Annotated in this window: 10 protein-coding genes and 1 pseudogene; 7 read left to right on the plus strand and 4 right to left on the minus strand. The window is 66.2% G+C overall.

The window, feature by feature from the left end; genetic code table 11:
- Positions 1–216: 216 nt before the first annotated feature.
- The gene (locus ACFYYJ_RS38720) at positions 217–735 is read left to right on the plus strand and encodes a hypothetical protein (RefSeq protein ID WP_389139296.1); all 519 of its coding nucleotides are present in this window, start codon (positions 217–219) and stop codon (positions 733–735) included.
- Here the strand turns inward: ACFYYJ_RS38720 and ACFYYJ_RS38725 are convergent.
- Positions 689–1,018, minus strand: coding sequence for an SDR family oxidoreductase (locus ACFYYJ_RS38725; protein WP_389139298.1), 330 nt, complete (start codon positions 1,016–1,018; stop codon positions 689–691). The two genes, ACFYYJ_RS38720 and ACFYYJ_RS38725, sit on opposite strands and share 47 nt — an antisense overlap.
- A 1,660-nt stretch (positions 1,019–2,678) precedes the next feature.
- On the opposite strand from ACFYYJ_RS38725, the pseudogene ACFYYJ_RS38730 reads away from it, so the two are divergent.
- Positions 2,679–3,488, plus strand: a pseudogene (locus ACFYYJ_RS38730) (transposase).
- Positions 3,489–3,498: 10 nt separating this feature from the next.
- Here the strand turns inward: ACFYYJ_RS38730 and ACFYYJ_RS38735 are convergent.
- The 3 genes from ACFYYJ_RS38735 to ACFYYJ_RS38745 all read right to left on the minus strand — a co-directional run bounded on the left by ACFYYJ_RS38735 (position 3,499) and on the right by ACFYYJ_RS38745 (position 5,544).
- The gene (locus ACFYYJ_RS38735) at positions 3,499–5,016 is read right to left on the minus strand and encodes an ISL3 family transposase (protein WP_389139300.1); all 1,518 of its coding nucleotides are present in this window, start codon (positions 5,014–5,016) and stop codon (positions 3,499–3,501) included.
- A gap of 14 nt (positions 5,017–5,030) precedes the next feature.
- Positions 5,031–5,171: a hypothetical protein gene (locus ACFYYJ_RS38740; protein WP_389139303.1), complete on the minus strand. Its 141-nt coding sequence runs from the start codon at positions 5,169–5,171 to the stop codon at positions 5,031–5,033.
- A gap of 91 nt (positions 5,172–5,262) precedes the next feature.
- Positions 5,263–5,544: a hypothetical protein gene (locus ACFYYJ_RS38745; RefSeq protein WP_385128327.1), complete on the minus strand. Its 282-nt coding sequence runs from the start codon at positions 5,542–5,544 to the stop codon at positions 5,263–5,265.
- 955 nt (positions 5,545–6,499) lie between these two features.
- Here ACFYYJ_RS38745 and ACFYYJ_RS38750 point away from each other — a divergent pair.
- The 5 genes from ACFYYJ_RS38750 to ACFYYJ_RS38770 all read left to right on the plus strand — a co-directional run bounded on the left by ACFYYJ_RS38750 (position 6,500) and on the right by ACFYYJ_RS38770 (position 11,026).
- Positions 6,500–7,294 (plus strand): hypothetical protein, encoded by a 795-nt coding sequence (locus tag ACFYYJ_RS38750; protein ID WP_389139306.1) that lies wholly within the window; start codon positions 6,500–6,502, stop codon positions 7,292–7,294.
- Positions 7,295–7,495: 201 nt separating this feature from the next.
- The gene (locus ACFYYJ_RS38755) at positions 7,496–7,903 is read left to right on the plus strand and encodes a hypothetical protein (protein WP_389139308.1); all 408 of its coding nucleotides are present in this window, start codon (positions 7,496–7,498) and stop codon (positions 7,901–7,903) included.
- Positions 7,900–9,069, plus strand: a complete 1,170-nt coding sequence (locus ACFYYJ_RS38760; protein ID WP_389139310.1) for a hypothetical protein — start codon at positions 7,900–7,902, stop codon at positions 9,067–9,069. The genes ACFYYJ_RS38755 and ACFYYJ_RS38760 overlap by 4 nt, the downstream gene beginning before the upstream one ends.
- Complete coding sequence (locus ACFYYJ_RS38765) at positions 9,066–9,815, plus strand: DUF3945 domain-containing protein (protein ID WP_389139312.1); 750 nt, start codon at positions 9,066–9,068, stop codon at positions 9,813–9,815. The genes ACFYYJ_RS38760 and ACFYYJ_RS38765 overlap by 4 nt, the downstream gene beginning before the upstream one ends.
- 311 nt (positions 9,816–10,126) lie before the next feature.
- On the plus strand, positions 10,127–11,026 hold the full coding sequence (locus ACFYYJ_RS38770) for a hypothetical protein (RefSeq protein ID WP_389139315.1): 900 nt from the start codon (positions 10,127–10,129) through the stop codon (positions 11,024–11,026).

Genomic DNA, 11,026 nt, shown 5'->3' on the forward strand with positions numbered 1-11,026 from the left:
GGCTCCGCCGATCAAGCTCGCATCCTCCGCCAACCAACCGACCAACCCTGGCCAGACCGCGACGCGACACCCCCCCAGCTCGGCAATCACTTGGCCCGCTTTAAGAGGCCGTTGTCTTTCCGAGAGTGATGGATGCGTTTCTGCTGGTCAGGGATGGGGTGTTGTTTCCGGTGGCAGGGAGGGGATGTCGTGTCGTCCCTTGGGTGGAGGTGCCGGATGCCGTCGGTGATGGGTCTGCTGGAGGAGCGTGAACGTGCCGCTCGGCAGCGGGTGGATGCCCTTCAGGCCGAGCTGCGGGAGGCCGAGGCTGCGTGGGAACGGTTCGTGATCGCCCGTGAGGCGGTGGCCGAGGTCCTGGCGGAACCTCGCGCGGGTGAGGAAGGGCCACCGGACGGGGTGGCCGGTGCTCAGCCGGTGCGGGTTGTGAGTGCAGTGCCTGGTTCGGTGGTGCCGGTGTGGCGCGAAGACCTCCTCGTCGCGGTGTTGTCGCCGGACTACCAGCACCTCATGAACGCTCTGGCCGGTGGAAGTGGGGCAGATCCCGTGGCGATGGACTGCCGGGAGCTTGCGGTGGCGGTCGGGCTGGAGCCGGTGCCCGCGAAGGTGGAGGGCGTGCGGTCGAAGGTCAGGCGCCTCGCCGCCCGAGGCTGGCTGTCGGAAGCGCGTCCGGGCGTTGCTGTCGAGGAGATCAGTTCATCATCCAGCCGCCATCACCGTGGCGACTCCGACCGGTGATGAATCCGGCCGAAGGACTTGCCACGAAGGCGACAGCGGCGGCCACGTCATCCGGCCGCCCGCGGCGGGGAACGCACTGGCGGGCGATCTGGTGCTCGGGGGACACCCGGGCGGAGGGCGGGAGGGATTCTTCAGCAGGAACCTGGATCGCTCCGGGCAGGACCGAGTTGACGGTGATCCCGCACTCGCCGACCGCGACGCCAGTCGAGCACTCGGCCCCCTGTTCTTGCCCCGGGAGGGACCCGCCCGGAAACCTTCCGGTTAAAGACTTCCTCAGCCCCAACCCAAGATGAACCCGCCCACAGAAAACCCGCAGATAAGAATCGGCACTAATAGCGCAGGAAGTTGATTGGCGGCGCCTGGTCCGTCGCTACGACTTGCGTCGGAAATCGCAACCACGATACCCGCCCGCACCAGTGACTGCCCGCACCCAAGCAAGGCGCTACAGCCACCCCATCGACTTCAAGTGGCGCACATATATTCACAGGCGCCGCAATTCCTCTTGCGCCCATTTCGGTAGCTTAGGTTTATGCGGGTCAGCCATTCGACTTCACCTCTTCGTACCGGACGCAATGGGTAACCACGGACGTACTGGGAACCGACTTACCGTTCACTATGGTCACCGTGCTCACAATCTGCGTGTCGTAGTCGAGACACTTACGGTCGTCACACCCGCTGAGGCTCAGCAGGAGGAGCGGCATCGGGAATGCCACGACGACAAGCCGCCACCGGATACTCATCAAATTCTCCTCAACGCCAACGGGCCACATACCGAAATTGGTATGTGACCCGTGACAGTGTCGCTATTTGGCTTTCCTCGCGCAGAAGGTATCGGGCGAGTCCCAGAATGTCCTCAGGCTCAGCGTCCACCTGTAGCCGGGATGACTGAACCAGGCTTACGGCCGTCCGATACACATCCGCACGCATGGCAACCTCTTCGGCTTCGCGGATTTCTCGGCTGGTCGGCTCAGGCAGCGCCATGAGCGAGACCCTGAAGAAGGTTGGCAGCGTCAGCATGCGTCAGAACCACAGTGGCCACCGTGCGGCCCTCAGCGTTCCATCTGTACTTGGCGGACGCTCCACCCGAATCAGCTCCGCTGATCGAATGCACCGTCAATCCGAACCCCGGATCGGCTCCGCCGATCAAGCTCGCATCCTCCGCCGACCAACCGACCAGACCACGACGCGATACCCCCCAGCACGGCAATCACTTGCCCTGCTTCAGGACGCGCCCTCAAAGAGTTCACGTCGGCATGGCGCGCCGTCATGACCTGACGGATGCGAAACAGCACAGCGCCCGGATCGATCACATCGTCCGCACGCAGTTGACTGATCGGGGCCAAGACATCCAGATACCTGTCATACCACCACCCGGATCGGCTTCGCCGATCAGACGGCTTCCACCTTCAACGCTCCACCCGAATCAGCTCCGCTGATCGAATGCACCGTCAATCCGAACCCCGGATCGGCTCCGCCGATCAAGCTCGCATCCTCCGCCGACCAACCGACCAGACCACGACGCGATACCCCCCAGCACGGCAATCACTTGCCCTGCTTCAGGACGCGCCCTCAAAGAGTTCACGTCGGCATGGCGCGCCGTCATGACCTGACGGATGCGAAACAGCACAGGGCCCGGATCGATCACATCGTCCGCACGCAGTTAACTGATCGGGGCCAAGACATCCAGATACCTGTCATACCACCACCCGGATCGGCTTCGCCGATCAGACGGCTTCCACCTTCAACGCTCCACCCGAATCAGCTCCGCTGATCGAATGCACCGTCAATCCGAACCCCGGATCGGCTCCGCCGATCAATCTCGCATCCTCCGCCAACCAACCGACCAACCCCAACCAGACCACGGCGCGATGTCCCCCGGCTCGGCATTCACTTGGCCCGCTTTTAGGGTGTTGGAGAAGGCTCGGTCAGGGGCATTTGCATGTATGGGTGGGGTGTTTCGGGCTGAATCGTTGTGGGTGGAGAGGTTCACGGGCTTGCGGATGGATCGGTTCGTGAAGCTGGTGAAGGTGGTGCGGGAGCAGCATGGGAACGGGCCCCGGGGGTGGTAAGCCGTGGTGTCTGCCGCTGGCGGATCGCGTACTGCTGGTGGCGGTGTACTACCGCACGAACCTCACGATGCGGCAGCTGGCCCCCTGTTCGGTATCTCCTCGGCGACGGCCTGCCGGGGCATCCAGCGGCTGGGGCCGTTGCCGGCGCCGGCGGCGGCAACGCGGCCCATCGCGGACGCGGACCGGTTGTGGATCGTGGACGGCACCCCGATCCCGGTCCGCGACCGCACGATCGCCGCCTCATCCCAGAATTGCCGGTTCTGGGCGAACGTGCAGGTCATCATCGACGCGGACAGCCGCCTGGTCATCGCCACCGCACGCCCTGCACCGGGCAACAAGGCCGACGCCCACGTCTGGCGCGAGTCGGACCTTCCCGCTGCGGTGGCTGGGGCGACCGTCATCGCGGACGGCGCCTACCTCGGCACCGGGCTGATCGCCCCGCACCGCAGAAGGGCCGGCCGTCCCCTCCTGCGCGGCCAGGAGGAGGACAACGCCGAACACCGACGGGTACGGGCCCGCGTCGAGCAGGCCTTCGCCCGGATGAAGAACTGGAAGGTCCTCCGCGACCGCCGCCAAAAAGGAGACGGCCTCCACCACGCCGTCCAGGCCGTCGCCACCTGTCGGCGTACTCCAGAAAGTGCTCAGGCAGGTACGGAGGAACGGAGTCTGTCGCTGATCTTGTGATCGGCTGTGGTCAGGTTCTGAGGAGGATCCGGGTTCGCAGGAGGTCGAGTTTGGCTCGGCCGTATCCGGCTCGCTTGATCAGCTTGACGCGTGTGACCTGGCCTTCGACTTGTCCTGAGCTCCAGGTTGAGGAGAGGCCGGCGACGGCGGTCTCCTGGTCATGGGGGAGGCCGCGGGCGAACTGTTGTAGCGATGCAAGGTCGCTGTTGTGGACCTGTTCGATCCAGTCGAAGAGGTCCTGGCCACGTCGTTCGTGCATGAGGGCGTCGAAGTCTCGGACGTGCTCGACAGCCGAGTTGAGCTCAGGGCAGGTGGTCCGGACCATCTTGAGGCCGAGGACTTCGTGTGGCCGAAGCCGGTCGGGGTGCGTCATCACCCAACGCAGTGCCTGCCGCGGTTTGGGTAGGGCGGGTGTTGGAGGGGCGGTCTCGATGCCCTGCTTCAGCTGACGGATGTATCGGGTGACCCCCGTGCGTTCGCCGCGAAATCCCTGGTCACGGACTTCGCGGAAGAGCCGGCTGGCGTTGCGGCAGCCCTGGGTGAAGCGTTCGTAGAGGTAGGGCTTGTAGTCATCGAGCAGGGTGCGTCGCTGGGTGACCTTGACCAATGGCTGATCGACGTTCGGGGTTTGGGCGTATCGGTGGACGGTGTAGTAGTCCAGGTCAAGGTCCCGGCTAATGCCACGCAGGGATCGGCCTTGGGCAAGAAGTTCATGGACGCGGCGGTGTCGTTCGCGGATCCTTCCGACGATCCGGCGGGGGCGTCCGTTGACGTCGAGGGTTCCGTCCGGTGGTGCGACGGGAGCCTCCTCGTGAGACTGCCTGGCGGCCTCGTAGCCGGCGCGGATGCAGGAGTAGTGGCTGGTGAGGGTCCTCTCGACGGCTGCGGCGAGATTGTTCCAGAGGTGCCACACGTCTGCGATCCGGACCGCTTGAGGCGCGGCCGCCCTGGCCGCCTCGGCGTAGGCGGAGGCACGGTCGCGGCAGATGATCTCGACTTCCGGATGGCCTTGAAGCCACCGGGCGACCGTCGCGGCCTCCCGTCCAGGCAGGACGTCGATGGGCCGGCGGGCCTCGAGGTCGACCAGCAGCGTCGCGTAGTTGTGCTCCTTGATCAGGGCGAATTCGTCCACCCGCAAGACCCGCACTGCCCCGGGTTCCTCGAGGTCAGCTCGAAGAAGCCGTAGCAGGGTGTCCTTCGCCACCGGCATCCCCATCCGTCGGGCCAGGCGGGCTCCGGCCCGGCCGGCCAGGACCTCGGCGACCCGCGCCAGCAGCTTGCGAAGGACCGGCGTGTGTCGGGCGTGAGGGCTGGTCAGTCCCGGTATCTGTTCGGCGAAGGTCACCGTCGGGCAGTCGGAGCCAAGGCACTTGAACCTGCGGACCACCAACCGGATCAGCACCGGCATGGTCCCCACGGCAGCATCCGCCAGACGCCGTTCGTATCGGCCGTGCACCCGCCACGACAGCGACCGGCACCTTCCAAGACCACGGTCAGCCGCCCTCCGCCACCCTTCACAGGCCGGCATCAGACTGCCCCCGATCAAAGACTGCCCCGGCACCGGGCGGCGCGGAAGGTGTCCCGCTCGCCCCGAACCAGGGCGGTCACCCAGTCGAGCCGGCCGGGCTCGATCGGGACCGGGTGCTGCTCGCCTGTCGCCGGGTCGGCGACTGTGGCGATCACGGGCGCTGTGCCTCCGGGTCGGTCGGGTATCCGTCGGTCGGCTCGGCGAGAGCCTGGGCGAAGTGGGCGGCAGCCGTGGTGGTCTCGGTGCTCATGCGTCGGCTTTCGTTCGCTGGGCGATCTCGTCGTCGAGTTGGTACGCCTCGCCCCACGGGTTCGGCTCCTCGGCGGGGCGGCCGCGCCTGATGTCGCGCAGCCGTTCGCGGCGGCGCTCCTGGACGTAGCCGCGGCAGTGCAGGGCGTCGTGCTGGGAGGTGGGCCAGTTCGAGGCGGTCGCGCACCACCCGCAGTGCGGCGTGCGGGTCAGTCTGCGCCGGATGGCGAGGGCGAGCAGAGTGGCGGCGCAGCCGAGCAGCGCGCCGATCGCGAGCATGATGTCGTGTCTCCGTCCGTCGTGGTGGTGTTGGTGTGCATCTGGCCGGTGCTCGAGATCAACGCACGCAACAACATGTCCACGTACCAGGTACTCGGTTCCAGCCGCCGCTCGTAGAGCGGAGAAGAGGGGTATGCGTCCCCGTAGCGCCGCTCGAACGCGCGGCGTCCGAGGATGCTCTCCCCCGGCGCCAGGCGGATGAGCACGCGGAGGAGCCGCTGGTCGGTACGGACGACCGGACCTGGCTCCATGAGCGCGGGGACGTGCGCAGCATGCATGGTCATGTCCCGCGCCCTCCTTCCGGAAGCGGACGCGCGTCAGAGTGTGGCCCCCTGCATGAGCTGCCGGTCGCAGGCGATGGACGCGAGCACTGCGTTGAAGGTCCGAGGGAGCCGACCGCAGCGGGTCGAGTCGTCCATCTCGACTGCGAGGCACGGCAGTTCCCCCAACCAGGCTGCGCCCTGCCTGTCGACGTAGACCGGGTTCTCACCCTCGAAGAGGGTCGGTACCAGGTCTTGTGCTCATCACTCACTTGCAGCGTGAGCGTGAGCGTCAGCCGATCGACGTCGGCAGTGGTCCGGTCAGAAGCAAGAGCAGTCATGGCGAGCAGTCCTTCGTGGGAGGAGATGAGAAGCCCACGAACAGCCGTCCGACAGGGGGCCACCCGTAGCCGACACGCGCATGGCGTCATCGCAGAGCCCTCTGGATCAAGTCCGTTGATCCCCAAGCGCCAGACGGGCCCTCAGGCACTCTGCGCGCCCGAGTCCCGCTCTGCGCATCCTCTGCATCCTCTATCTCGCGACATTCTGACTCACCATCGACCATCATTCAATGGCTACTCGAATGAGATACCCTCAGAGACCAGTGGATCCAATCAGACTGGTCGGCCACAGGGGATGCGAGGCGAGAAGAGATGAGGACCTGGAGGACGGGGAAGGCTGGACTCTCCACTGCGGTGCTGACTGCGGGCGTTGTGCTCGTCGGGTGCTCCAGCGGCAACGGCGGAACGGCCAAGGAGGCGCAGCCGTCGCCTGTACCAAGCCCGACCGCGAGCACCGCCAAGGTCACCGACAAGGCTCTCGGCAAGGCGCTGGACAAGCTCGCCTTCCAAGGCGCCGGAAGCTCCGGAGAGGACGTCGGAGCTTGCCTGGGTAACGCGGTGCGGAAGGCGGGAATGTCGGAGGAGGCGCTGGCCTACATCGTCAAGGCCGACAGCGACGACAAGGGCGCAGTCATCGGCGGACTGAACAAGGTGAACGAGGACGACGCCGCACTGCTGGCCTCGCGGTCGCTGCGCGAGGACTTCGACGGATGCATCGGCAAGGCTGCGCTTCCGGACAGCGGTAACGCCAAGACCCAGAGCTACGCGCCGCCGGAGGCAGCCCCGAAGCCAGTGGTGGGCAAGCCGAACCTGAAGCCCGCTTACCCAGTTCGCGCGGATCAGCCAGTCAACTCTTCCATCGAACTCACCAAGGGCCTGGTCTCGATGTTCTCCTCCTACGCCCGTGACGAGAGCCAGAAGAAGACCTACGCGGCGGCCGGCCAGTGCCTGTCGACCTCGGTGTACAAGGCAGGCTTCAGTCAGGAGGCGCTGCACTTCCTCGCCGGTGGTGCGCCGCTCGGCACCGGGTCGATCGTCGAACACCTGCCGAACGACAAAGACAAGGCGATCTGGCGCTCCCCGAGGTTCACCCAGGAGCTTGTCGACTGCACGACGAACGCGACGCCGACTTCCCTGCCCAACTCCTGAGCCCGCGGCAGGTGGCCCCCTCAGAGAGAAGGAATCGAGCAGGACCACCCGTGCGGCAGTGCGTGGCAAGGGGGCCGACCGGGCACGTCTTCGACTCTTTCGATGCTCGACAGGAAACATGAAGAGTGGCAGGTGCCTTATCCACTAGCGTCGATAAGGCGACTTCACGGATTGACGAGGCAAGGCATGGAGAAGCCGCAGATGACTGCCGAACACGAGTCGGACAAGACGACGCAACCTGTGCGCGGCGCGAAGAAGAAGCTGCCGGGCGGGACACAGAGCAGCAGCGGTGGCCGCCAGGGCATGTTCGTCCGGCTGAGCTCGGACGAGAAGCAGCGCGCGGAGTACTGGGCCGACAAGCGCGGGTTCTCCTCGGTGAGCGAGTACGTGGCCGAGGCGGTGATCGAGAAGATCCGGCGCGAGAACCTCGACTATGACCTGCCGACCCTGGAGATCGCGCGGCTCAATGAACTCGTCGATCAGGTCGCGGCGCTGGCCAAGAACTCGGCGAACCTCGAACGCGTCGTCACCACGGGCTTCGACTCGCTGATCGGGCTCACCCGCGGCGACAACTACCTGCTCGACGAGGAGGACGGTGAGCTCGTATGAGCCGGGACTTCGCAGAGATGCTGGAGGCGGCCACGCCCACCGACGAGGTGATGGATGTGGACACGTCCTTCCTCGACGCCTACCGGCGTGGTGGGAGCGAGGAGTTGAAGCGCGTCCAGGCTCAGGCCGCACAGCCTGGGCCTGAGGCGACAACGCCCGAGCCGGAGGTGCGGTTCGACGGGACCGGCGGCATCGACTCTCAACTCGATGTCGAAGGTCCGCAGGCTGATCTCGATGGGGAAGCCAAAACAGATCGCCCGAACCCGGAGCCGGACCGCGAGCCCGACGTGGGCAACTCCGAGCGGGCCGGCGGATCCCCTCAGCGCGGTGGCGCCGGCGGCGGACAGAACACCGCTGACGGGGTGCTCCCGGGCGGTGTGCCGGCGGGCCCTGCGGCCGATGCCGTTTCCGCTCCCGGGTACCGGCCGGACGTGGAGGGCGCCGCTACAGCCGAAATCGCCGCTCATGACGACGTCGCCGCACCGGACGAACCCGAGCATGTGGGGCCCGGATCGCTGCAGTTCAGCGGTGATCGGCGCGCCGTGCGGAGCGCGCCCTCGAAAAGGGGCTCGGGCAGTACGGCCGAGACCGCCACGCTCCCCCAGTCGGGCTTCCGGCTGGTCGGCGTGCAGAGCCAGCCGCACATCAAGGCGCTGCCCGAGAGCGTCATGAACGCGCTGCGGGAGCAGTTGCGAGCAGCCGCAGTCCGTGAGCTGGGCGTGAGCGACAGCGCCGCTCGGGAGTTCGGCCGGCGGCTGAGCCAGGGCACGCTGGTGGTGGCGTTCCTGTTGGCACAGCTCGACCTGCACCTCGATGCCGATCCTGCCACCGAACGCGCCGTGGAGCTGTTCCGCTCCAGCAACCCGCTGCTGGGCAGCGTGTTGACACGGTTGGTGAGCATCGAGGCCGTCGAACGCGAGCGGGACGGGTTGTTGCGCAAGCTGCGCGACGAGCTGGGCGAGGTGCGCCAGACCAGCGCGGTGATCGAGCAGGCGCTCGCATACTCCATCGCCGACCGCACGGAGAACTTCCTGCGGGGCTCGCACAACCTTCATGACGCGCCGATCACGCACAAGGAGGCGATCCATCTCCGGGACATGGCCCGTGAGGCGACCAGGAAGCAGTCGAAGCTCGAACGCGAGCGGGAAGGACGGCCGATCCGATGACCGCGACGAGCGATGCGGGGCATCGCCGCCGGGATCGTGACGCCGAGGAGCGCCCGGCCGTCGTCGCCGACCGGGTGCGCGAGGACATCGCCACGATGACGAAGAACGCCTCGTCCATGCGCGCCGAGCCGGGCCTGAAAGAGCAGGTCGGCGCTGCCCGCGCCGAGGGCGTGTGGCGGGCCGCCCCAGGTGGTCCGAAGAAGGTCGCCTTCAAGAAGGTCTGGTCGGGCCACGAGTTCAGCGATGACGAGGTGACAAAGCTGCTCGCGGGCGAAACGATCTCGTTCGAGGCGAGGTCGAAGGAGAACGAGCCCTTCCCGGCCACCGGTGCGCTCGGCGTCGGCAACTTCAAGGGCCGCGAGTTCGTCGGGTTCCGGCCGGAGGTGCCGGACAAGCCGACGAAGTGGTCTGGCCGGACGTTCACGCCGGCGGAGGTCGCCGTGCTCCTGGCGGGCCAGGCGCTGGAGATCGACGACTTCGTCAGCGCGCGGACTCACAAGACCTTCGCTTGCAAGGTCACCTGGGACGCGAAGGCCGGGAAGATCATCCCTGATTTCGGCTCCGAGGACGAGCCACCTCGGTCCTGGTGCCAGGTGACCTTCACCGATGCGCAGCGCAAGGACCTGGCGGCCGGTAAGACCATCGAGGGCACGGGCTTCGTCTCGGCCAAGGGCAGGACCTTCGACGCCCGCATCTCCTGGAAGAAGGAGGGCGGCAAGAAGAAGATCGTCCCGTCGTTCGGTTGATGTCGGCCGGGTACTGACGAGTGGCAGCGGGTCCCGGACCTCGGGGCCCGCTGCTGCCGTTTCACGACAGGAACGAGGAGGAGACGCCGCGCGTCGCCGGGCACGCACCCCCCGGCACTCGGAGCAGGCAGTGCTCGCTCGACGACTCGGATCCGCTAGTCGGACTCGCCACACGCCACCATCCGAGCCCCTTTCAATCTCGTTTCGAATGACTTATCTAAGATAGGATGCCATTCGCGGAGCCTCACGTATGAAGACTTCTCGATAGGTCGAGCAATGGCCATTGCGGTCGCAGGGGGGATGGGAGATTCATGGCGAAACTGTCCTACAAGGTGCCCAGTTCGCTGAACAGGAGCTTTCTGGATCACGAGATCACGCTCAGCAAGGGCGGCTGGGCGGCGAAGCCCTCCCCGATCAAGCAGCTGCTCTTCTTCGGTGGCGGCATCCTCGCCCTGCTGTGGTTCAGCACGTCGACGTTCGTCGCGAGCTCGGGCCCAGTCGCCATCGCGTTCTTCGTTCTCTGGGGACTGGCGGCGATCGCCTACTTCGGCGGGCTGATGAAGACGAAGGAACTGCGCATCATGCGGGTGCCGGCCTTCCTTGCCTATCTGCCCCACAAGGCCCGCCACGTCCTCACCCGTCGCAGCTCGAACCCCACGGACTTCTACTCGATCGTCGGCATCGACGGGATCGACGAGGACGGGCTGATCCGTTTCTCCGACGGCGGCGAAGGCCGGGTCTACCTGGTCGTCGGCTCGGCGAGCTATCTGCTCTTCGACGAGGACCGGATCGGGATCCTCGACCGGGTCGACTCCTTCTGGCGCAAGGTCGAGACGACCTGCGAGCACAGCTTCATCACGACGAAGGAGCCGCAGCGGATCTACCACCAGGTGGCGAACCTGGAGCAGCGCAACCAGGCCCTTCAGTTCCGTGACCCCGATCTGATCGAGCTGCAGAACGAGCAGTACGACATCCTCACGCAGCACGTGGGCGGGAAGTTCCCCTCGATCCACCAGTACCTGCTGCTCAAGGGCAAGAACACCGACGCACTGCGCAAGGGACACCAAGTCCTCCAGGCCGAGGTCGGCGGCTCCACCCTCATGATCAAGGAAGCCACGATGCTCGACCGCGAGGAAGCCGAGCCGATGCTGCGGGTCTTCTACCAGGGCATCGACGACGAACTGCTCGATCTCAAGACGTCGCTGAACTGA

The organism is Streptomyces sp. NPDC002467 (genome assembly GCF_042889825.1).
Taxonomy (GTDB): domain Bacteria; phylum Actinomycetota; class Actinomycetes; order Streptomycetales; family Streptomycetaceae; genus Streptomyces.